Source organism: Bartonella sp. PS17NMGDW (assembly GCF_042193555.1).
Taxonomy (GTDB): domain Bacteria; phylum Pseudomonadota; class Alphaproteobacteria; order Rhizobiales; family Rhizobiaceae; genus Bartonella; species Bartonella grahamii.
In genome coordinates, this window is record NZ_JBHILY010000002.1 from 222,108 (window position 1) to 245,399 (window position 23,292).

13 protein-coding genes are annotated in these 23,292 nt (G+C 38.6%); 3 read left to right on the forward strand and 10 right to left on the reverse strand.

Annotation, left to right across the window (positions count from 1 at the left end; all coding sequences use genetic code 11):
• Positions 1 to 31: 31 nt before the first annotated feature.
• From rpsA to pncB, 3 genes are all read left to right on the forward strand, one after another.
• On the forward strand, positions 32 to 1,732 hold the full coding sequence (gene rpsA / locus ACFIJK_RS02330) for a 30S ribosomal protein S1 (RefSeq protein WP_026500132.1): 1,701 nt from the start codon (positions 32 to 34) through the stop codon (positions 1,730 to 1,732).
• Positions 1,733 to 1,958: 226 nt separating this feature from the next.
• The gene (locus ACFIJK_RS02335) at positions 1,959 to 10,526 is read left to right on the forward strand and encodes a GH36-type glycosyl hydrolase domain-containing protein (protein ID WP_375626216.1); all 8,568 of its coding nucleotides are present in this window, start codon (positions 1,959 to 1,961) and stop codon (positions 10,524 to 10,526) included.
• Positions 10,527 to 10,657: 131 nt separating this feature from the next.
• Complete coding sequence (gene pncB, locus ACFIJK_RS02340) at positions 10,658 to 11,962, forward strand: nicotinate phosphoribosyltransferase (RefSeq protein ID WP_375625455.1); 1,305 nt, start codon at positions 10,658 to 10,660, stop codon at positions 11,960 to 11,962.
• A gap of 1,545 nt (positions 11,963 to 13,507) precedes the next feature.
• Here pncB and ACFIJK_RS02345 read toward each other — a convergent pair.
• The 10 genes from ACFIJK_RS02345 to nth all read right to left on the reverse strand — a co-directional run bounded on the left by ACFIJK_RS02345 (position 13,508) and on the right by nth (position 23,253).
• Positions 13,508 to 13,894 carry a YbaN family protein gene (locus ACFIJK_RS02345; RefSeq protein ID WP_375626219.1) on the reverse strand — a complete coding sequence of 129 codons (387 nt, stop codon included), beginning with the start codon at positions 13,892 to 13,894 and terminating at the stop codon, positions 13,508 to 13,510.
• Positions 13,895 to 14,303: 409 nt separating this feature from the next.
• Positions 14,304 to 15,209 (reverse strand): metal ABC transporter permease, encoded by a 906-nt coding sequence (locus ACFIJK_RS02350; RefSeq protein ID WP_012754509.1) that lies wholly within the window; start codon positions 15,207 to 15,209, stop codon positions 14,304 to 14,306.
• The gene (locus ACFIJK_RS02355; RefSeq protein WP_375625452.1) at positions 15,206 to 16,072 is read right to left on the reverse strand and encodes a metal ABC transporter permease; all 867 of its coding nucleotides are present in this window, start codon (positions 16,070 to 16,072) and stop codon (positions 15,206 to 15,208) included. The genes ACFIJK_RS02350 and ACFIJK_RS02355 overlap by 4 nt, the downstream gene beginning before the upstream one ends.
• Positions 16,069 to 16,899, reverse strand: coding sequence for a manganese/iron ABC transporter ATP-binding protein (locus tag ACFIJK_RS02360; protein ID WP_375626222.1), 831 nt, complete (start codon positions 16,897 to 16,899; stop codon positions 16,069 to 16,071). The genes ACFIJK_RS02355 and ACFIJK_RS02360 overlap by 4 nt, the downstream gene beginning before the upstream one ends.
• The gene (locus tag ACFIJK_RS02365; RefSeq protein WP_375625450.1) at positions 16,896 to 17,804 is read right to left on the reverse strand and encodes a metal ABC transporter substrate-binding protein; all 909 of its coding nucleotides are present in this window, start codon (positions 17,802 to 17,804) and stop codon (positions 16,896 to 16,898) included. Before ACFIJK_RS02365 ends, ACFIJK_RS02360 begins: the two co-directional genes overlap by 4 nt.
• A 291-nt stretch (positions 17,805 to 18,095) precedes the next feature.
• Positions 18,096 to 20,510, reverse strand: a complete 2,415-nt coding sequence (pheT, locus tag ACFIJK_RS02370) for a phenylalanine--tRNA ligase subunit beta (RefSeq protein ID WP_375626224.1) — start codon at positions 20,508 to 20,510, stop codon at positions 18,096 to 18,098.
• A gap of 32 nt (positions 20,511 to 20,542) precedes the next feature.
• Positions 20,543 to 21,625, reverse strand: a complete 1,083-nt coding sequence (gene pheS, locus ACFIJK_RS02375) for a phenylalanine--tRNA ligase subunit alpha (RefSeq protein WP_375626226.1) — start codon at positions 21,623 to 21,625, stop codon at positions 20,543 to 20,545.
• Between the two features lie 94 nt (positions 21,626 to 21,719).
• Positions 21,720 to 22,121 (reverse strand): 50S ribosomal protein L20, encoded by a 402-nt coding sequence (gene rplT / locus ACFIJK_RS02380; RefSeq protein ID WP_375626228.1) that lies wholly within the window; start codon positions 22,119 to 22,121, stop codon positions 21,720 to 21,722.
• A 33-nt stretch (positions 22,122 to 22,154) separates the two neighbouring features.
• Complete coding sequence (gene rpmI / locus ACFIJK_RS02385) at positions 22,155 to 22,358, reverse strand: 50S ribosomal protein L35 (RefSeq protein ID WP_012754516.1); 204 nt, start codon at positions 22,356 to 22,358, stop codon at positions 22,155 to 22,157.
• Between the two features lie 154 nt (positions 22,359 to 22,512).
• Positions 22,513 to 23,253 carry an endonuclease III gene (gene nth / locus ACFIJK_RS02390; RefSeq protein WP_375626231.1) on the reverse strand — a complete coding sequence of 247 codons (741 nt, stop codon included), beginning with the start codon at positions 23,251 to 23,253 and terminating at the stop codon, positions 22,513 to 22,515.
• Between the last annotated feature and the right edge of the window lie 39 nt (positions 23,254 to 23,292).

The window sequence follows — 23,292 nt, forward strand, 5'->3', positions numbered from 1 at the left end:
TTATAATACAAGGTATATATTAGGAGTTCTTATGTCACAATACAATCCCACAACAGCGGATTTTGAAGCCCTTTTAACAGAATCTTTTCAAACTAATGATCTTAATGAAGGATCTGTTGTTAAAGGCCGTGTTATTGCAATCGAAAAAGACATGGCCATTATTGATGCTGGTCTTAAAGTCGAAGGACGTATTCCTCTCAAAGAATTTGGAGCTAAAGCAAAAGACGGTTCTTTGCAAGTTGGCGATGAAGTTGAGGTTTACATTGAACGCATTGAAAATGCGATGGGTGAAGCTGTTTTATCGCGTGAAAAAGCACGGCGCGAAGAAAGTTGGGTCCGTTTAGAGGAAAAATTCAATGCTGGTGCGCGCGTTGATGGAGTGATCTTTAGCCAAGTAAAAGGTGGTTTTACAGTCGATCTTGATGGTGCCGTTGCTTTCTTGCCGCGCAGCCAAGTTGATATTCGTCCCATTCGCGATGTTTCACCTCTCATGCATAATTCACAGTCCTTTGAAATTTTGAAGATGGATCGTCGTCGTGGCAATATTGTGGTCTCACGTCGCACTGTTTTAGAAGAAAGTCGCGCTGAGCAACGTTCAGAAATTGTACAAAATCTTGAAGAAAACCAAATCGTTGAAGGTGTGGTGAAAAATATCACAGATTATGGTGCCTTTGTTGATCTTGGTGGGATTGATGGTCTCTTGCACGTTACAGATATGGCATGGCGGCGTGTTAATCACCCATCTGAAGTGCTCACAATTGGCCAAACGATTAAAGTGCAGATTATTCGCATTAATCAAGATACGCACCGTATTTCTCTTGGAATGAAACAGCTTGAAAGTGATCCTTGGGAAAGCATCAGTGTTCGGTATCCGATTGGTAAAAAAATTACGGGTGCTGTTACCAACATTACTGATTACGGTGGTTTTGTTGAAATTGAACCAGGAATTGAAGGGCTAATCCATGTTTCTGAAATGAGCTGGACAAAGAAAAATGTTCATCCTGGAAAAATTCTGTCTACATCACAAGAAGTAGAAGTGGTTGTTCTTGAGATTGATCCTTCTAAACGGCGTATTTCTCTTGGCTTAAAGCAAACATTTGAAAATCCATGGGAAGCTTTTGCCAATAAATTTCCTGTCAATTCGCAAATTGAAGGAGAGGTTAAAAATAAAACAGAATTTGGTCTGTTTATTGGGCTTGAAGGCGATGTTGACGGTATGGTTCATTTGTCTGATCTTGATTGGAACCGTCCTGGTGAACAAGTTATTGATACTTACAATAAAGGCGATATCGTTAAAGCTGTGGTCCTTGATGTTGACATTGAAAAAGAGCGCATTTCCCTTGGAATTAAGCAGCTTTCCAGTGATAAAGTTGGAGAAGCAGCTGCTTCTGGCGAATTGCGAAAAGGTGCTGTTGTAACATGCGAAGTGATTGCTGTTAACGACAATGACATTGGTGTGAAATTGATTGACCACAACCTTGAGACAACCATTCGACGCGCTGATCTCGCGCGTGATCGTGATGAGCAACGTCCTGAGCGTTTTGCAATTGGGCAAAAGGTTGATGCTCGCATTACAGCATTTGATAAAAAAACACGTAAAATTTCAGTATCGATTAAAGCTTTAGAAATTGCAGAGGAAAAAGAAGCTGTTGCACAATATGGTTCTACAGACTCAGGTGCTTCTCTTGGTGATATTCTTGGTGCAGCTTTGAAAAAACAAGAACAAGATTAATCATCAATCACTAAAGTTGACGGTGTTATTAAGGTCACTCATTTTAGGGTGACCTTTTTATTTTCTAAAAAATTGTCTGCTTATTTTCTAATTATTGGCGTCAAAAATTATAAATGCTTGCAAATAAAAACAAAAAGTTTGTTTTTTGTCTATCAACGGTTCACTATTCAGATAAAATGCTTACAATTTAAATAAAAACGATGTAATTGGATAACAATGGGACATTATGACGTGCATAATACCTTTCATAAAGTGCTTTTTTTCTCAAAAAGAGAAAAAAGGCTATTTTATTAATACGGATTTTCCTCTTCGTGCAATTTATAAGGTACAGGAAGATCTTTATAACTTAGGGCATGCTATAGCTTCTGGTAAAGAAATTTTACTCCCTGAATATGACGGAGTAGAAGATTTTCGCAAGAGATTGAATGAAAATGCTAAACTTATTCTTCATGCCTTTCATACCAGTGATTTTGCTGCCCGAAATGATGAGACCATCGCACCGTCTGCTCAATGGCTCATTGATAATCATTACACCATTGATAAAACCATACAAAAGCTACGTCGTAATCTGCCCAAGTCTTTCATAAAGCAACTTCCTCTTTCTACACACAAAGCGGGAATACCACGAATTTTTGCTTTAACTTGGCTTTATATTGCGCATACCGATAGCAGCTTTTCACAAGAAACACTCACTGCTATAACCAACGGATTTCAAGAAGTTTGTGCGCTCACAATTGGTGAATTGTGGGCTCTTCCTTCTGTTATGCAAATGCTGCTCATTGAAAATGTCCGTCGTCTTTCAGTCCGTATCGAAAAAGCGCGACATATGCGCCATCTTGCTAATCAAGTAGCTAATAAAATTTCTTTTGTAGAAAATAAAACAAATCTACACTCTCTCTTTACGCAGTATAAACCGTTTACTGTTGATCCAACGTTTTCAGCACATTTATTCTATCGCCTACGCAGTGCATCTGTCGATTCAACCGTAGCATTAACTTGGCTTGAAAAGCAATTGAAAAGCCAAGGCAGTAGCTTAGAAATTGCAACAGCTGATGAACATACCCGACAAGCAGCAGATGGTGTGACCATGGGAAATATTATCCGTGCTCTTAAAGCTATAGATGATGTTGATTGGACAGCATGGTTTGAAACAGTGAGTTGTGTCGATTCTATTTTGCGTAAAAATAGTGATTTTTCTGAAATTGATTCTCACTCACGCAATATTTATCGACAAGTCATTGAAAAAGTTGCACGCTTTTCGCCTCTTAGTGAGCTGGAAATTGCACATAAAGTTGTAGAAATGGCAAATTCCACTTCTAAAGATATGCCTCATCATTCTTGTGTGGGGTGGTACCTTGTTGATGATGGTCGTGGCATATTTGAAAAGGCTTGTGGATATATCCCGCCCTTTCTCATAAAATGGACACGAGCTTCTTGCTCAAAATTGAGAGTCATCGCCATTCCTGTCTCTTTTCTGACGCTCGCTCTTTTGCTTGTAATTTACGCCCTTTTACAAATATCTGGCATGACATCATGGATGTCTTTTTGCTTTACTGTATTAGCGCTTTTTCCTGCTATCGATGCTGCTTTTGCTTTATTTAACACTGTTGTTTCATGGTTTGTCCCATCAAGACAACTCATTGGCTATGAATATAAAGAAGGTATTCCAAAACATGCACGGACAATGGTTGTTGTACCTACTTTGATGACATCACGCGATGATATTGATGAACAAGTACGCAGTCTTGAAGTGCACTATCTTTCCAATCCTAAAGGTGCCATTCATTTTGCACTCATTACAGATTGGGTGGATGCTCCATTGAGAGAAACGCAAGATGATCTTGATTTATTGCACTATGCGCAAAAGAGTATTGATAAACTCAATAGTCGTTATCATCGTGATGAACTTCCTCTTTTTTTCCTTTTACATCGCCGACGCCTTTATAATACAAGCGAAAAATGTTGGATGGGTTGGGAACGAAAGCGAGGAAAACTTCATGAACTCAATCGGCTCTTAAGAGGCGATGAAAACACAAGCTTTTATCCTCCCAATCCACATCTTCCTATGGATTGCCGTTTTGTTATGACGTTGGATTGTGATACACGTCTTACTCCAGAGAGCGTCGCAAAACTTGTTGGAAAGCTTAACCATCCACTCAATCATCCCATTTTTGATCCGCAAAGTGGAAAGGTTGTAAAGGGCTATAGCATTTTACAACCACGCATTATTCCTTCGCTTACAACAGGAAAAAAAACATCAATTCTCCAACGGGTTTTTTCTATCAACCGTGGCATTGATCCTTATGTTTTTGCTGTTTCTGATACTTATCAAGATCTTTTAGGAGAAGGTACCTTTATCGGTAAAGGTCTTTATAATATTGATGCATTCGAACAAGCGCTTGATGGCAAAATTAAAGAAAATACTATCCTTAGTCATGATCTCTTAGAAGGAGGTTATGCTCGTACTGCTCTGGTGAGTAGCATAGAAGTCATTGAAGATTATCCAACCGCTTATAATATTGATGTTATGCGTTATCATCGCTGGATTCGCGGTGATTGGCAGCTTTTGCCTTATCTTTTTTTCCACCGTCAAATAAGTTTCGTGACGCGTTGGAAAATGCAGGATAATTTACGTCGTTCTCTTACTCCACTTATGTGGTTAATCGCAGCATTTGCAGGATGGGCTTTTTTGTCTTTCAAGAGTGCAATTGTCTGGCAAATATTCTTGTTGTTTAGCTCCTTCATTTCTCCCATTCTATGTGTATTAAAAACGCTAGTCTCGTCCAATATAGATCATTCTTTGCGTGGACATTTTCAATTAATTTGGAACAAAACTGCTCTTACAAGCGCTGATATATTTCTTAAAACGACGTTTCTTGCTCATTCGGCGTATTTTATGACCGATGCGATTATTCGTACACTCTATCGTATGACGATTTCAAAACAGCATCTTCTTGAATGGAAAACTTCTGCCGCAACAAAATCAATGCCCAATAGTTTGCGTTTCTATGTTTTTACAATGGCACCAGCATCGCTTATTGGTATCCTTACTATAGCACTCCCTCTTTTTTCTGATAGTTTTGCAAGCTTGATTGCTTTGCCTTTTGGGATAGCATGGTTTTTTTCACCCTTCATTGCTTGGATTGTGAGTCAACCTTCAACCTTTCAAGATAGCCTTGATCTTTCTTCAAAAGATGAAAAAAAACTTCGCTCTATTGCACGGCGTACATGGCTTTATTATACAACCTTTGTCAATGCACAAAACAACTATTTGCCTCCCGATAATTTTCAAGAAGATCCTGAACCTCTTGTTGCTCAACGTACATCTCCTACGAATATTGGCGTTTATCTCCTTTCTATTATTGCGGCACGTGATTTTGGCTGGATTGGTTTTGAAGAGACCATTACCCGTATTGAGTGTACATTACGCTCTCTTACAAAAATGGAAAAGTTCCGTGGTCATCTCTATAATTGGTATGAAACGGATACACTCAGGCCTCTTTTACCTACTTATGTATCAACCGTTGATTCAGGAAATCTTGCCGGTCATTTGATAACACTCTCTTCTGCCTTAAGTGAATGGGCTGAAAAACCGCATCTTTTTTTTCAAAGTGATCGAGAAGGCTTATCGGATGTTCTTGCTATTCTTGAAGAAACTGTCAGAGAAATTCCAGATCATCAACCCAATTTACGCTCTTTACGTCAAAAAATTGAAGAAAACATCACTCGTTTTCATGACTCTGTCCTCACTTTTGTAGAACAAGAAAATACGATTCCTTCTCACATCACAGACCTTTCACATGCAGCCCACGATATTGTGCACTTAGTCAGTGAACTTGACCACAAAATTCAAACGATAGAATCTGCTCATGCGCTTTCTTGGGCTAAATGCGTTATCGATACCTGTAACGCTTATCATTATGATGCGACTGCTCATTGTGATACTGACAAATTACGTAAAAAATTAAACAGACTGGCTATAGTGGCACGGCAAGTAGCCTTTGATATGAAATTTGACTTTTTAGAACAGCCTAAACGGCATCTCTTATCTATTGGATATCGTGTTCAAGAAAACAAACTCGATGACAATTGTTATGATCTACTTGCTTCAGAAGCACGTCTTGCAAGTTTTTTTGCTATCGCAAAAGGAGACATAAAACTTAAACATTGGTTTCGTCTTGGCCGACTCCTCGTACCCATAGGTTGGAAAGGTGCGCTCCTATCATGGTCTGGATCGATGTTCGAATATCTTATGCCATCTCTCATAATGCATGAACCTTTAGGATCTCTCCTAGATCAAACAAATCGATTGATTATTCGTTGTCAAATACAATATGCCCATAAACGGGAATTGCCATGGGGTATTTCAGAGGCCGCATTTAACGCTCGCGATCATTTAATGAATTACCAATACGCTCATTTTGGTGTTCCAAACCTCGGACTCCAACGTGGTCTTTCACGCAATGCTGTCATAGCTCCCTATGCCAGCCTTCTAGCGGCACAATATGCTCCTGCTTGTGCTGTTGCTAATTTAAAACGACTCCGTGATCTTGGAGCTTTAGGAACATATGGTTATTATGACTCTGTCGATTTTACCCCTTCACGCGTGAAAACAGGGGAAAAATACGCTGTTGTACGCAATTATTATGCGCACCATCATGGCATGTCTATCCTTGCTCTTAACAATGTTATTTTTCAAGGGCGAATGCGTGATCGTTTTCACCGTGATCCCGTTGTTGAAGCAACGCAACTGCTGTTACAGGAAAGAGCGCCTCATCTTATTCCTATTATTCATACCAAAGCTGTTAATCGTATGCGCAACAAGTCTCAAGCATTTGACGCCGCCCCTTTGCGCATTATTACAAACCCGTTGTTCAAACCACGAGCAACTTTACTTTTGTCTAATGGCTTTTATTTTACTATGTTAACAGCGAATGGTTCTGGTTACAGCCGTTGGCGCGATTATGCGATTACGCGTTTTATTCCCGATGCAACAGAAGATCAACAAGGTACTTTATTCTTCTTACGGGATACGCATAGTGGACGGTGGTGGTCTGTTACTGGTGAACCAACACGTGTTATTGAAGAAGAAGCTGTCAGCATTTTTACAGATGAAAAGGCTGAATATACAAAAATGGTTGATGGTATAAAATCAACACTTGAATGTCTTATTACATCTGAAGGATGTGGCGAAGGTAGACGTATTCAACTGATGAATACGACAAATAAAGAGCGCCTCATTGAAGTGACTTCTTATGGTGAATTAGCGCTTGCCACAATGGGCACAGACCAAGCTCATCCTGTTTTTTCCCGCATGTTTATAGAGACAGAAATTGCTGAGGAAGGTAAAACAATTTTTGCCAAAAGGCGCAAACGCTCACCTAGCGATCCTGAAATCTATGTTGCTCATTTTGTCTCCAGTACAACAGATACTCTCCGAGAGACAGAAGCTGAAACGGATCGCTCTCTTTTTATTGGGCGGGGCCGATCCATTCATCGGCCCGCTGCATTTGATCAAAATGCTCGTTTCAGTAACAGTCAAGGTTGCGTTCTTGATCCTGTTATGTCATTGCGATGCCGTATAAAAATTCCAGCCCATGAAAAAGCAGAACTTATTTTTTGGACTTTTGCTGCTCATACAAAAGAAGCACTAAATAATCATATTAAACATTATCGACAACCTGATATGTTTCAAAAAGAACTTTCAATGGCATGGACGCGCTCACAAGTTGCACTGTATCAGAGCGGAACCCAGCTTAAAGAAGCTATTGTCTATCAAAAATATGCAACACCGCTTATTTATCCAGAAAGAACGTGGCGTCTTCCTTCTGAAATATTAGCAAAAACGCTAGGAAAACAGTCTGATCTTTGGCCCATGTCTATCTCAGGAGACAATCCACTCTGTCTTCTTAGATTAAATAACGAGGGAAATATAACCGTACTGCGCGAGCTCCTTAAAGCACATGAATATTGGCGTATGCGCGGACTCATTGTGGATTTGGTCATTCTTAATGAACAAACATTTTCCTATATACAAAATACACAACGCGCTCTTGAGTGGGGCTGTGAATCTTATTATCACCACATGCAAAAAGCAGATGAACGCCAACATATTTTCATGCTTCGGCGCGATCAAATGAGTGAACAAAGCTTTAAAACGCTTCTTGCATCAGCGCGCATCGTTCTTGATGCCCAAGATGGCTCTTTATCTGAACAGCTTAAACGATTTGATGAGAGTGATTTTGATCTTACAATTCGTAAAAATTATCAAGAATCTTATGATCAATTAGATTACCAAAAATATAACGAAGGAAGGCAAGTCACAACACAAACTGAACAAAATTTTTTTGCTTCCATTGGTCTTATTAGCCAACGAAAACCATCTTCTTTTCCCATAAACGGAGAAGATCTAAAATATTGGAATGGTTACGGTGGTTTTAACCAGTATAACCATTATGTAATACGTCTTCATGGACGTACAACTACACCGCATCCGTGGATTAACGTCATCGCTAATCACAAATTTGGTTTTCATGTCTCTGCTGAAGGTGCAATTTTTACTTGGGTTAACAATAGCCGCGATTATAAATTAACTCCTTGGGCAAATGATCCAACATCTAACCGGCCAGGAGAAGCACTTTATCTGGTTGATCGCCAGTCTTTAAAACGTTTTTCACCCGTTTCTGCTGTAGAATGTGATGAAAATATTGTCTATGAGGCTTGTCATGGGTTTGGATTCTCAACTTTTAAATCAACACATTCAGAAATCGCATTAGAACTGACTCATACACTTGATCCCGAAAAACCTATTCGCTTTTCACGTCTTATCCTTACGAATGAAGGGAAAAAACCACGCAGTTTACGCCTTTATAATTATGTTGAATGGGTTTTGGGAAATACCCGTACAAAATATGCCCCCTTCATTATTTCCTCTTATGAGGACAAAAGGGGTGTACATTTTATTCAAAATCCTTATCACATTGAAAAATCTCAACAAGTCACATTCTTATCGGCATCTGAAATGCCAACCAGCACCACAACCAATCGTGCTGAATTTATTGGTGCAACGGGAACCGTAACGCATCCAACTGCGATCCGTAAAGCTGGTGCTCTTTCGAATACCATTGAAGCAGGATGTGATCCTTGTTCAGCATTTTCCTATGATATTGATCTTCAAGCAGGGCAAACAAAAGAAATCATCTTTTATCTTGGTAGTGCTGAAAATAGACAAGAAGCTGAAAAATTACTCAATCAAGTACGTGCAAGTGATTTTGAAATTCTGCTCACAAAACAAAAACAGCAATGGAGCGATTTTGTTTCTCCTTTTCAAGTTAAAACACCGGATCCCTCTTTTGATATTATGGTCAATCATTGGCTCCCTTATCAGACCTATGCATGCCGCATCATGGCACGCGCAGGATTTTACCAAGCTAGTGGTGCATTTGGCTTCCGTGACCAATTGCAAGATAGCTTGTCTTTACTCCTCCTTGAACCACAACTGGCACGTGAACAATTGTTAAACGCTGCAGCCCATCAATTTCCCGAAGGTGATGTACAGCATTGGTGGTTGCCTGACACCAACGCAGGCGTTCGCACACGCATTTCTGATGACATTGTTTGGCTAGCCTATGGTAGCGCCCTTTATGTTAACACCACTGGTGAGTACGACTTTCTTGATATTCCCATTGCGTTCATTGAAGGCCCTCCTCTAGAGATAGAACAACAAGATGCTTATTTTCAACCCACGCAATCTCAAAAAACAGCAACACTTTATGAACATTGTTCTTTAGCTTTAGATCTTGCCATCAAACGTTGTGGTCAACATGGTCTTCCTCTCATCTTAGGCGGAGATTGGAATGATGGCATGAATTTAGTGGGCATTGGAGAAAAAGGGGAAAGTACTTGGTTGGGTTGGTTTCTTGGCACTACACTACAAGCATTTATTCCTCTTGCCAAAAAACGTGGCGACCATAACCATGCTAACACATGGAGTGCATACCTTAAACATTTGACTACAGCTTTAGAAAAAAATGGTTGGGATGGCGCTTGGTATCGACGTGGTTATTTTGATGATGGAACACCCCTTGGTTCTAAAATAAATGATGAATGCCAAATTGATACCATTGCGCAATCTTGGGCTGTCATTTCTCAAATGGCATCACTTAAGCGCCAAAAACAAGCAATGGCTTCTATGCTTGAACATCTATGGGACAAAAAAGCCGGCATTATACGTCTTTTTTGGCCTCCTTTTGATAAAAGTACTCTCGAACCTGGTTATATAAAAGGTTATCCTCCAGGCATTCGAGAAAATGGTGGTCAATATACGCATGGTGCTATTTGGAGCATTCTAGCGCTTGCTGAGATGGGTGAAGCAGACAAAGCTTATTCTCTATTTTCTATGATCAATCCAATCACCCATGGTAAAAATCCTGAAGTTTATCGTGTTGAACCCTATGTTATGGCTGCAGACATCTACGCCATTGAACCACGTCGTGGACAAGGCGGTTGGACATGGTATACAGGTTCAGCAGGATGGTTCTACCATACCGCGATACAAGCCATTCTTGGGATTCAACGTCAAGGCAATCTGTTGTTTTTAAAACCACATTTACCCTCCTCTTGGCCTAAATATGAAACAAAAATAAAATTTTATGATGCCATCTATACTATCAAAGTAAAATGGGGATCTGAAAATATGCTTAGTGTTGACGGTAAGAAATATGCCAAACTTAACGCAGGAATAAAGTTAAAAAAAATAGGTCAACATGAAATCATACGTATTCTTAAATCTTAAAAACAGAAAAAATAACAGGCTTTTTTATTCTTGCTCAAAGCCACAGAATTGTTATATTTTCTGCACTCCCTATATTGACCATATTGGTGCACAATAATTTTAGATTCTATGAGACTGAAAGAAAAAGGGTTATGAATCATCCGGATATTGCTAGACGTGTTTACAATCATACTTGGAAACTTGATCCCATTATTCGTTCACTTCTCGATACGGATTTTTATAAGCTTCTTATGGTACAGATGATTTGGGGGTTGTATCCTGATGTTAATGTTACTTTTTCCCTCATAAATCGCTCTAAAACAATACGTCTTGCCGATGATATTGATGAGAGTGAATTACGTGCTCAACTTGATCATGCTCTTAGTTTGCGCTTTACAAAAAAAGAAATGATCTGGCTTGCTGGTAATACATTTTATGGACGCAAACAAATTTTTGAACCGGATTTTCTTCAGTGGCTTGAGAATTTTCAACTCCCAGAATATGAACTAACCCGCAAAGATGGCCAATATATGCTTCATTTTTATGGTTCGTGGGCTCATAGCTCTATGTGGGAAATTCCAGCCCTTGCTATTATCAGTGAATTACGTTCACGTGCAGCTCTCAAAAAACTAGATCGTTTTGCTCTTGATGTACTTTATGCGCGTGCTAAAGCAAAAATGTGGAGTAAAGTTGAACGTCTCAAAAAATTGCCTGATATTAAAATATCTGACTTTGGGACAAGGCGTCGCCATTCTTTTTTATGGCAGCGCTGGTGTGTGGAAGCATTAAAAGAAGGCATTGGTAATTCTTTTACTGGAACTTCTAATGTTCTTCTTGCCATGGATACGGATTTAGAAGCTCTTGGAACCAATGCACACGAATTGCCCATGGTTATTGCGGCTCTCAGCAACAACGATGATGAATTACGCAGAGCTCCATATCAAGTCTTGCAAGATTGGAACCGTTATTATGGTGGAAATCTTCTCATTGTTTTACCTGATACCTTTGGTACAGAAGCATTTTTACGCAATGCACCAGATTGGGTCGCTGATTGGACAGGTTTCAGACCCGATAGTGCGCCCCCTATTGAAGGTGGCGAACGTATTATTCAATGGTGGAAAGAAAAAGGAAAAGATCCACGCGAAAAACTTTTAATTTTTTCTGATGCTCTTGATGTCAATACAATTGAAAAAACCTATCATCATTTCCATGGTAGAGTGCGCATGAGTTTTGGATGGGGCACGGATCTTACCAATGACTTTACAGGCTGTGCACCTCAGGAAATCGAAACTCTTGATGCTCTTTCCCTTGTTTGTAAGGTGACCTATGCTAATGGTCGACCAGCCGTAAAACTTTCAGATAATCCTGAAAAAACGATCGGTAATTCAAAAGAAGTACAACGTTATCTCAATTTTTTTAGTAATAAAAAGCGAATTGCTAGATCTATAAAGACGTAGTTTCCGGTTCTTTAAAACGAGTATATTGACTCACCATATTGTTTATAAGATTGATTTTTGTCCTGCCCTAAAGATGGGGTTCTTAACCTTTGCTGATCTGTAAATAGTTCGGCTGTTTTTTGAGCAGATTCTACTTGGGCTACCACGCATACGCTTCACTTACATAAGGATCGACAGATCAGATTTAAAAAAATACTTAACGTGCTAGGGAAGTTTAGCCAAGGGGGCTTCCTTATATCATTTTCATAAATAACGGTGTTATACGGCATAACAAGATACTATCATTTTGCATGTTGAATGAGCGCGAATATCATAAATTTTTCTCATTTCAACCCTGTTAAATCAAGCACACTAATCTCCTTGCGTGTATGAAGATTTTCAATTTTTAAGGGTTGTTGTTGTAGCTCGACAGTAGGTTTTGTACTAAGTGGGAAGAGATAGGATTAAGTAGGAATACGTGGTAATTTGTTGTTTTTATGTACAATTTTGACCATTAAATGCGCATTTTGTCAAAATAAATTTTGACGCCTAAAATTGCAAAAATTACCGAAAATCAGAAAAAATGCGTTTCCATAGTAAAAATGAAAAAAGGCTTTGAAACCCCTTTGAGAACACCTTTAAAATTCTTTGAAAAAAAATAAATTGGTAAAAAAACTAGCGTCAAAATATACAAAACCAAATGATAAGCTACAATTGTAACATTAGGAATTGCTAAGGCAACATTGGAGGATGACAAATAGCATGGTGACTATCAGTGTGCATTTTGCAAGGCAAGGATGATAGTGCCCAAATAGATTTTATAAACTTTACAGGAGATTTTACTTTATCCAATGTATGGTCTGCTATCATGAAATGCGTAAAGCGTTGAGAAATGTTTCATAAAAATAAATGTGTAAATAACATGATTTGGGAGACCTTTTGTTTTACATGGGGGGCATGACCTCATTAACAACAGAGAATGCAATAATATTTTTATTTCGAATAAGCTTATACAAAGATAGAGAATTTATTTATTCGCATATTATAATAAGAATGCGTGTATGCATAAAACCATCTGAAAAATTCTGTTGTTTTTTAAGAATTATCCTTAAGCTAAGAACAGATGTAACATTAAAGATTAATATAATAGACCGGTTTCTTAACTGTATAAGTATAAAATGATGATGTTTAGTAAGCTTTGTATTATATCCTCATTAAGAGATATGAAAACAAACGAAACGTCTTTTTAGAAAGAAAAGGCTATCATATCAATGACTTTTCAATGACGTATATATAGAGATTCATACAAACATGTCTTATAAAAATAATGACTCTCTTCCATGAATGTGGTTTATCCAAGTGAGAACATTTTGAGTGTGCGTAAACAGTCTTCTTTGTTCATAAAAATCATTTCACAAACATATTATTAATTAATTGCTTTCAAAAAGCTTACTACTTCATATGCATTTTGGATATGGAGAGCTTATATTCAAAACTTAAAAGTCCTCATAGTTTTTACAAATAAGTCGAAGCTAAAAAGAATATCTCATAAAGCCTTTTCTATCCTTATGAAGATGGACGTGTTACAATATAAATGCCAATTAGCAATAATATAACCGCAACAAGTAAGGAAATCCATAAAGGAGGGTGTACCATTACGAAAAAGGATAAAAATCCTCCTGTCATACTCATCATTGCAAAAACTTTAACGAATGGAGAGATTGCTTTTTTTTCTTCCCATCGCTTAAGAGGGGGACCAAAAATACGATGATTATTCAACCATTGATGAAAACGTGGAGAAGAACGCGTAAAACACCATGAGGCAACCAATAAAAAAGGCACAGTTGGCATAATAGGTAATACTACACCGATAATACCTAATATAACCATTATCCAACCTGCTATATAATAGCAGATACGCAAAAGATGCGATATCTTCAAATCGTTTTTCATTTTCTCGTACTATTTTCCTCTACGCAAAACCTTCTACAAAAACATTGTATCTGTTTTTTTCTGTTTACATGTCCGAGTGCACAATTACGTTCTACCCTTTTATGCGTAAGCGTCTTTGCTGTTATAAGTTCCTTGAAAATACCGAATAGCTTACGCAATATGATAATCATTTTAAATGATTTCAAGAAAAGAGAAGAGATTTTAGAAAATCAAAAAAATAAAAAGGCTGCAGAATAAATCAATGCAGCCTCTTAATTAAGAATGCAGCGTTGGGGGGGGAGAAAATGCACTGCATTCACCTGCTAGACATTAGGAGGAAAAATAACCTAGCACTCGGAACTCTAATTAAAATAAAAATGAGAAACAATATATAAAAATGCATGGCTGATATGCATGAAATTTAACACTTTCAAGTTTCTTGAACTGTGTTTTGACGAAAGAAAATCATCATGAAAATAGCCATAAAAATCAACGTCAAGATCAACACAATTGTGGAAGCAGAATCAGAGCCGATAAATAAGCTGAGATAAATCCCTAAAAAACCAGAAAAAGCTGCAACAAGTATCGCGATCATTAACATAAAAGAAAACCGCTTTGTAACAAGATAAGCAATTGCTCCTGGTGCTATCAGTAAAGAAATAACGAGCACGATACCTACAGCTTTCAGAGCCGCAACAATTGTAAGAGAAATCATCGTTAGAAGGGTATAGTGGAGTAGAGATATTGGTAACCCCATTGCATGTCCTTGAACTGTATCAAAAATATACAGCATAAAGTCGCGCCATTTTGCTGCTAAAATGAAAGTGACAACAGCAGAAATAATCGCCGTTTGTGTTATATCAAGCCAGTTAACACCCAAAAGATTACCAAATAGAATATGATTCAAATCTAAGCTACTATAAATAGACGTGGCTAAAACAAGCCCCAAACCAAACATCGAAGAAAATACCACACCCATTACCGTGTCCTGTTTGATACGGCTATTGCTCCCTAAAAAACCCGTTAATAGTGCACACACCATTCCTGCAACAAAAGCACCGCAAGTAATCAGAGTCATTGTAATGTTCTCTGGACGCATATGCTGAAACCAAGCAAATGGCAAAGAAGTTAAAAATGCGATTACCCATGGTGTTGTCATATAGCCAACAACAACACCTGGAAAAACTGCATGAGAAATGGCATCGCCTAACAGCGCCCATCCTTTCAAAATAAGAAAACAGGAAAGCATCGCCATGGGAATAGAAAGAATCATGACAATAAGCATACCCTTAAGCATAAAAGAAAACTGAAACGGAAGCAGTAATTGATCAATCATGATAATATTACACCCTTTTTTGCCGCATTTATACGTAAGCGCGCAGCAATATACCCATGTTTAGGAGCAAAAATAAAAGCCAAAACAAATAAAGATGCTTGAAAAAGCACAACAACCCCCCCCGTTTGTGCATTTAAAAAATAACTCACATAAACACCCAAAACACTCGTGAATGTTCCAATTATAACTGCAATAACCAAGATATTCACGAAACGATCACTTAAAAGATAGGCTGTTGCCCCAGGTGTCACAACAAGACAAATAACCAAGAACGCTCCAACGGTTTGCATAGCAGCAACAGTACAAGCAGCAAGTAATGTGAAAAAGAGAATCTTTAAAAACTTTACATTTAATCCAATGGCATGCGCATGCGTTTCATCAAATAACGAAACAAGAAGATCTTTCCATTTCAAAAGCAATATAAGCAACGAAAAAAAGCCGATAAAAGCCAATTGTAGAATATCTGATGAACTGACGGCTAAAATATTTCCCAAAACAATCGTATCAATATTAACAGCCATTGGTTTTAATGATTTGAGAAACAACCCAAAGGCAAAAAAGGAAGAAAAAATGAGTCCAATAATGGTATCTTCTTTCAGCTTTGTCCGGTGGTTAAAAAAGAGCATTGCTGCTGCTGCAAGACCACCAGAAAAAAAAGCACCGAGTGAAAAAGGTAACCCTAAAAGGTAAGCTCCTGCTACACCAGGAACAATCGAATGGGAAAGAGCATCACCAATTAATGACCAACCTTTTAACATCAAAAAAGCTGAAAGAAAGGCACAAACACACCCAACTAACCCAGAAACCCACATTGCATTCACCATATATTGATAGCTTAGTGGCTCAAGCAACCAAGAAATCATGCAACGTTCTCCACTCTTTCAATATCTTCACAAACTGCAGCCTGCTTTCTTCCCATGAAAACATCATTTTTTTTTGTGCTTTGAAGATCAAAAATATGGTGGTGCAAAGACCCTCCAAAAGTTTTCTCCAGATTTTCCTTTGTAAAGATTTTTTCTGTTAACCCAGAAGCTAAAACGGTTCCTTTTATTAAAACTGTATGATCACAAAATTCGCGAACAGAACCCAAATTGTGAGTTGAAACCAAGATCACTGCTCCTTCTTTACGAAGATCTTGTAACAAAGCAATGATTTTATCTTCTGTTGTAACGTCAACCCCTGTAAATGGCTCATCTAATAAAATAGCTTTTGCTTTCTGTGCAAGAGCGCGTGCTAGGAAAACACGCTTTTTCTGTCCACCAGAAAGTTCTCCAATCTGGCGCTTGGCAAAAGCCAACATATCAACGCGTTCTAAGGCAATACGAACGGCTTCATAATCTTGTGTACGGGCATAGCGAAAGAAATTCATATGACCGTACCGCCCCATCAATACAACATCTTCGACCAAGACGGGAAAATTCCAATCAACATCTTCACTTTGAGGAACATAAGCAATAAGGTTTTTTTTCAAAGCTATATCAACGGGCAAATCAAACATGCGAATTTTTCCCTTTGAGGGGCGTACAAACCCCATAATCGCTTTAAATAACGTTGACTTACCGGATCCATTAACACCAACTAATGCCGTAATAGAACCCTTTGGACTTTCAAAATTTACTTCGCGTAAAGCTGTATGTCCATTACGATAAGTTACCGTTACTCCTTGGGCAAATATTCCAGATTCCATCATTGGCTTTTTACTCCCTCTAATAAAGCATTGCTAATACGCCCACTCGTGACACGTAATAAATCAATATAAGTGGGTACCTCACCATTTTTCTCACTTAAAGAATCAACATAAAGAACACCACCGTATTTAGCCCCTGTTTCTCTGGCAACCTGCTTAGCAGGTGCAGGGGAAATAGTGCTTTCAGAAAAAACTGCATGAATATTGTATTTGCGAACCATATCAATAACATGCTTGACTTGCTGTGGTGTTCCTTGCTGGTCAGCATTGATGGGCCATAAATAAAGTTCTTTTAGATCAAAATCACGCGCCAAATAGCTAAAAGCCCCCTCACTGGTCACAAGCCAACGTTTATCTTGTGGTACGGCTTCTAATTCAGCCCTAATTGGATCAATTGTTGCACGAATTTTCTGTTTATAAATTTCAGCATTCTCTTTATAAATTTCAGCATGTTCAGGATCATATTTTACAAAAGCATCGCGAATATTATCAACGTAAATCAAAGCAGAGGTCGGTGACATCCACGCATGAGGATTGGGTTTGCCGCTAAAGGGGCCATCACCAATTTTAATGGGTACAACACCTTTTGAAACAACAACACTTGGAACATCCTTGATGTTTTGAAAAAACTTTTCAAACCAAAGCTCTAACTCTAATCCATTCCACAATACAAGGTTAGCTCCCTGGGCACGCATAAGATCGCGTGGGGTGGGTTGATATTCATGAATTTCCGCACCTGGTTTTGTAATGGATTCAACCTCAGCGGCATCACCTGCTACATTGCGTGCCATATCAGCAATGATAGTGAATGTCGTAACAGCTTTAAATTTACCAGCACACAAAGCAAAATTGGGTGTAAAAAAAATAACACTTCCAAAAACTATGCTGAAAAACGTTTTTACGTTCATTGATTCTCTCTTTCCTCTATATGCTTTCTTTTTATTGCAAATAATTTGCATTATCATTTAGCAATAGCAGTTATCTTTTACATTTGCAATGAAGGATTAAGAGAAAAAATAACTTTTCAAGATGTTTAGAAATAGTTTTTTTCATATTGAAAAAATTGATGATTTAAGCAGCTTGTTTTGGTAAGGAGCACCGCTTTCAAGAAGCTCTATCGCTCTTGAATGCCAAATAAAAAGGGAGCACTCAAAAATGCTCCCACTTCATGTAAAATATCTCATAAAAAATGAAAATACTCAGTAGCGCAAATATGCACCTGTCATTTTGGTAACATTATCCACGATCTTTAAGGCAAGCTTTTCTAAATCTTCATCTGTTAGAGTCCGTTCTATGGGCTGAATAGTTACTTCAATCGCAACAGATTTTTTATCTTCGCCAAAGCTTAAATCTTCAAAAATATCAAAAATCTGCACTGAATGAATAAGTTTTTTATCGGCTCCACTTGCCGCACGAATAATAAGAGAAGAGGCAACAGTTTTATCCGCTATAAAGGCAAAATCACGCCGCACCATTTGAAAAGGTGAGAGTTTCAAAGGAGGACGGCTTTTGGTCGTTTTTTTCTTTGATTCTGGAATTCTGTCTAGAAAAATTTCAAAGCCGCATAAAGGGCCACTGACATCTAACTTTTCTAATGTAGCAGGATGAAAAACACCAAAAAAACCAAGAATAATCTTTGATCCAAGTTTTATGACACCTGAACGACCAGGATGATACCAATCGGGCGCTCCAACTTCAATCTGCACTTTTCCAACATCCATATCGCATGCCTCTAAAATAGCTAAAGCATCTGCTTTGGCATCAAAAACATCAACGACGGTTGCATTTCCATTCCAAAAACGACCAGCCCCTTTAAATTGCTCTGTTCCACGACGAATCCCACTAACAACACGGTGTTGTTTATCAGGGGTATCGCCTTCATAAATATTGGAAACTTCAAACAAAGCAAGATCGGAAAAACCACGATCAGCATTTCTCTGTGCCGCCATAATCAAACCAGGTAAAAGGGAAGGACGCATCATTGACATATCAGCAGCAATAGGATTAACCAATTTAAGCTTTTCTTGACCTCCTCCAAAAGCAAGAGCTTGATTTTCAGAAATAAAAGACCATGTTACCGCTTCTTTCATACCACGTTGCACTAAAGCCAAACGTGTAGCACGTGAACGAATTTGTGCGCATGTTAAAATTTGATCTTTTCCTTCTGCGAAGTTTTCCAAAGGAATAGGTTTAATTTTATCTAGCCCATAAATCCTCATGACTTCTTCCACCAAATCGGCTTTCCCCATAATATCAGGGCGCCATGATGGTACTTTTACTGTAACGACATCTCCTTTTCCTTCAACGAAAAATCCAAGTTTTGTTAAAATAGAGATGACTTTTTCAGGCTCTATTTCCAAATTGGTTAAACGTTTAATTTCAGAAAAAGGAAAAACGATCTGTTTGATTTCTTGTTGCTGATAGCCAGCGATCCTCTTCTTAGATACTTCACCACCACAAAGACGTAAGACCAATTCTGTTGCAATCTCAAGCCCTGTTTCCATAAAAGCCGGATCAACACCTCGTTCAAATCGATAACGCGCATCACTGATAAGACCTAATGCTCTTCCTGTTTGTGCAATGTTTTTCGCATCCCAAAGCGCCGATTCAATAATAACACGATGTGTTGTTTCATCACAACTCGTTCTTTCACCGCCCATGATACCGGCAATCGAAACAATCCCATCGTCATCTGCAATGACACAATTCTTAGCGCCCAAATGATAGATTTTTCCGTTCAGTGCTTGAAGCTGTTCTCCCTCACGAGCACAACGTACACACAAATTACCTTTAATTTTATCTGCATCAAAAACATGGAGTGGACGACCAAGGTCAAAACTGATGTAATTGGTCATATCAACAAGCGCATTAATCGGTCTCAAACCAATTGCATTCAAACGCTGTTGCATCCACTGTGGCGATGCTCCATTTTGAACATTGCGAACTTCACGCCAAGCAAAACCTAAACATAATGATGAATCTTGTGAAAAATCTAATGAAATATCGAGAGGTGTTTCAAAGGAAGGTTCAAATTTTGACAAGGATAATTCTTTTAATTTTCCCATTCCGGTGGCAGCAAGATCACGGGCAATACCACGAACACCTGTACAATCAGAGCGATTGGGGGTCAAACCAATATCAATAATCGGATCATCTAAACCAGCATAAGCTGCAAATGAATCTCCAATAGGTGCATCTTCTGGAAGTTCGATAATCCCGTCATGTTCATTTGATAATTCAAGCTCCGCTTGCGAACACATCATCCCAAAACTTTCAACACCGCGGATTTTTCCTACAGATAATGTCACATCGAGTCCTGAAATATAAGTGCCTGGTAGTGCCAGAACACCAACAAGACCTGCACGCGCATTTGGTGCTCCACAGACAACTTGAACAGGTGTAGAAATCCCTGTATCGACGGACAGAATCTGGAGTTTATCTGCATCAGGATGTTTTATTGCAGTTAAAACTTTTGCAATCACAAAACCTTTTAAAGAAGACCGATCATCAACGTAATCAACCTCAAGACCTATAGCTGTTAGTTTCTCACAAATTTCATCTAAAGATGCATTTGTCTCTAAGTGATCTTTTAACCACGACAATGTAAATTTCATTTTAAAACCTCACATGAAAGCGATGACTAAGATCACATATTTCTATTAGGAAAAAAAGCAGGCATATCAAAGCAACGAAAGCCATAATGGTCTAACCAACGCAGATCGGCATCAAAAAAAGCCCGTAAATCAGGCATACCGTATTTCAACATGGCAATACGATCAATGCCCATTCCCCAAGCAAAGCCTTGATATTCATCGGGGTCTAAACCAACATTTTTCAACACATGAGGATGCACCATTCCGCATCCTAAAATTTCCAACCAATCCTGTCCTTCTCCGAATTTTACTTCTGAACCAGAACGATCACATTGAATATCCACTTCCATAGATGGTTCGGTAAAAGGGAAAAAAGAGGGACGAAAACGCATTTTTACAGAGGGAACTTCAAAAAATTCTTTACAAAAGGTTTCATGTAACCACATCATATGGGCAATGGTGGAGGTTTTATCAATGACAAGACCTTCTACCTGATGGAACATGGGAGAATGTGTTGCATCCGAATCCATGCGGTACGTTTTTCCAGGAATAATGATCCGTATCGGTGCTTTTTGTTTTTCTAGTGTGCGAATTTGTACAGGTGATGTATGGGTCCGCAATAATTTTCGTTCTCCCATTTTATCGACATCAAAAAAGAAGGTATCATGCATTTCTCGTGCTGGATGCCCTTCAGGAAAATTCAATGCCGTAAAATTATAATAATCTGTTTCAATATCAGGTCCCTCTGCAAGAGAAAAACCCAACTTCGTATAAATGGCAATAATTTCCTCAATTACCTGTGAAATAGGATGAATGCGCCCCCGTTCTATAGGTGAAGAGCGAACAGGCAAGGTAACATCAACTGTTTCACGAGAAAGCCGAGCATCCATTGCCTGTCTTTTCAGAAGATCACGCTTTTGTGCCCATAATTCTAAAATACGATTTTTTAATCCATTAAGAACTGGTCCAACTTTATGACGCTCGCCAGCATCCATTTTTCCTAATTCTTTTAATTTTTCAGAGATACTACCTTTTTTACCCAATGCTGCAATACGCACTTCCTCAAGTGCTTGTTCATCACCCGCTGCCTCTAAGGCTAAACAAATTTCTTGTTCCAGACGCTCAATATCATTCATATTTTTGCCTATTTTTTAATAAAGAAAAACCCGCACTCGCAATAGCCAGCACGGGACCTCGAATAAATGAATGCTTTAAGAGAACACGACTGGCTTATTTGACAGCGCCTTCGAAAGCATTAGGTGTCGTATCTTTTAAATATTCCAAAGCCTTTTTTGCCGAGGCAATTAAAGCAGAAAATGCTTCTGCCTCATAGATCGCTATATCTGAAAGAACCTTACGATCAACCTCAATACCGGCTTTTGATAAACCATCAATAAAACGTCCATAAGTTAAACCTTCTGCGCGAACAGCCGCATTAATTCTCTGAATCCACAAAGCACGGAAAGTACGTTTCCTATTTTTGCGATCACGATAAGCGTATTGCTTTGAACGATCAACTGCTGCTTTAGCTGCACGAATGGTATTTTTACGACGACCGTAAAAACCTTCAGCCTGTTTAAGAACTTTTTTGTGCTTAGCGTGTGCTGTCACACCTCTTTTCACACGTGCCATATTATAATCTCCTCAAAATCAAAAGCGTAAGGTTTAAACACCATTCGGCAAATAATGCTGAACGACTTTTTTAGCATCTTGTTCACACAAAACCATTGTTCCACGTGCATCGCGAATAAATTTATTCGAACGCTTAATCATACCGTGGCGCTTACCGGCAGCTGCTACTTTAATTTTGCCTGACGCAGTGATTTTAAACCGCTTTTTAGCGGATGATTTGGTCTTCATCTTGGGCATTTTGCTACTCCGTACATTAATTTATTCAATCAAACATTTTATTCACTCAAGCGGACCAACGCTTGAACAAGCATTTAAACAGCCACGGCATGCCCTGCCGGGCGGTTCTAATAGTGTTTCCATAAGCTAGTATACACAAAATAGCAAGACCGTATTACAAAAAAATCGGAGCTCCATTGCCTTGAAGCTCAACTAAAGGTGCCGGAATAGCATTTGTTTTGATAGCTGCTTTACATAGATCAGCAATAATGCATTGCCTACATTGTGCTTTACGTGCTTGGCAAACATAGCGTCCATGTAAAATCAGCCAATGATGTGCATGACGAAGATAATGGATTGGTATAATCTTTAATAATTTTTTCTCAACAATCTCCGGTGTTTTGCCAGGCGCTAAACCAAGACGATTGCTTAAGCGAAAAATATGTGTATCTACTGCCAATGTAGGCTGACCAAAAGCAACATTCAAAACAACATTAGCCGTTTTGCGCCCCACTCCAGGAAGGGACATAAGTGCTTCACGCGTATCAGGTACTTGACCGCCATAACAATCAATTAAACAGTTGCAAAGTGCATAAACATTGCGTGCTTTTGCTCGCCAAAGACCAATTGAACGGATATGATGTGCTATTTCTTCTTCTCCTAATGCAACCATTTTTTCCGGTTGATCAGCAAGGCGAAATAATTCTTTTGTCGCTTTATTAACGCTTACATCTGTCGCTTGAGCCGAAAGCACAACGGCAACCAAAAGCGTAAAAATATTTGTATAGATAAGATCACTCTTAGGCGCTGGACGTTGCACAGAAAAACGGTGAAATATTTCTTCAATTTCACTTTCATTATATAATATACCAGATAAATTTCGCACTTTTGATAATTTTATGGTACTTTGAGGCATTGAACTCTCTTAAATCTTCTCTCTTGAAGTTATCATTCA

Coding starts and splice junctions, on each gene's coding strand:
- rpsA (WP_026500132.1), top strand. CDS start 32: ATGTCACAATACAATCCCACAACAGCGGATTTTGAAGCCCTTTTAACA.
- ACFIJK_RS02335 (WP_375626216.1), top strand. CDS start 1,959: ATGACGTGCATAATACCTTTCATAAAGTGCTTTTTTTCTCAAAAAGAG.
- pncB (WP_375625455.1), top strand. CDS start 10,658: ATGAATCATCCGGATATTGCTAGACGTGTTTACAATCATACTTGGAAA.
- ACFIJK_RS02345 (WP_375626219.1), bottom strand. CDS start 13,894: ATGAAAAACGATTTGAAGATATCGCATCTTTTGCGTATCTGCTATTAT.
- ACFIJK_RS02350 (WP_012754509.1), bottom strand. CDS start 15,209: ATGATTGATCAATTACTGCTTCCGTTTCAGTTTTCTTTTATGCTTAAG.
- ACFIJK_RS02355 (WP_375625452.1), bottom strand. CDS start 16,072: ATGATTTCTTGGTTGCTTGAGCCACTAAGCTATCAATATATGGTGAAT.
- ACFIJK_RS02360 (WP_375626222.1), bottom strand. CDS start 16,899: ATGATGGAATCTGGAATATTTGCCCAAGGAGTAACGGTAACTTATCGT.
- ACFIJK_RS02365 (WP_375625450.1), bottom strand. CDS start 17,804: ATGAACGTAAAAACGTTTTTCAGCATAGTTTTTGGAAGTGTTATTTTT.
- pheT (WP_375626224.1), bottom strand. CDS start 20,510: ATGAAATTTACATTGTCGTGGTTAAAAGATCACTTAGAGACAAATGCA.
- pheS (WP_375626226.1), bottom strand. CDS start 21,625: ATGAATGATATTGAGCGTCTGGAACAAGAAATTTGTTTAGCCTTAGAG.
- rplT (WP_375626228.1), bottom strand. CDS start 22,121: ATGGCACGTGTGAAAAGAGGTGTGACAGCACACGCTAAGCACAAAAAA.
- rpmI (WP_012754516.1), bottom strand. CDS start 22,358: ATGCCCAAGATGAAGACCAAATCATCCGCTAAAAAGCGGTTTAAAATC.
- nth (WP_375626231.1), bottom strand. CDS start 23,253: ATGCCTCAAAGTACCATAAAATTATCAAAAGTGCGAAATTTATCTGGT.